The organism is Lysinibacillus sp. GbtcB16, assembly GCF_019091145.1.
Lineage (GTDB): Bacteria > Bacillota > Bacilli > Bacillales_A > Planococcaceae > Lysinibacillus > Lysinibacillus fusiformis.
This window is the reverse complement of the sequence record NZ_JAGXJV010000688.1, coordinates 1-250: the sequence shown is the minus strand read 5'-3', so window position 1 is coordinate 250 and position 250 is coordinate 1. Positions and strand designations below refer to the sequence as shown.

The following is a 250-nucleotide window of genomic DNA, read 5'->3' as shown; positions in this document are numbered from 1 at the left end:
ACTTCCTTTCAAATAAGCATGAGAGCTTGCCGTCCCGTAACGCGAAAGGTTAGCTTTGCTTCGGAAGGCTTAGCGGCTTGTGAAGTGATAAAGACCAAAATCCACAACATCGCGACACCGAATAGTGCTTGGCTACCGACGACGTCACCAACATGAAAGCCGGATGCATAAGCTTTCTTAACGACGGTAGATAATAAACCGTAACTACATGCGCCAGCCAAAACATACAAGCTATATTTCATGATGCTGC

At 46.0% G+C, this 250-nt stretch carries 1 pseudogene; it reads right to left on the bottom strand.

What is annotated here, in order from left to right:
• Nucleotides 1-8: 8 nt before the first annotated feature.
• Nucleotides 9-250: pseudogene (locus KVT27_RS27635) on the bottom strand (EamA family transporter); the annotation flags it as partial.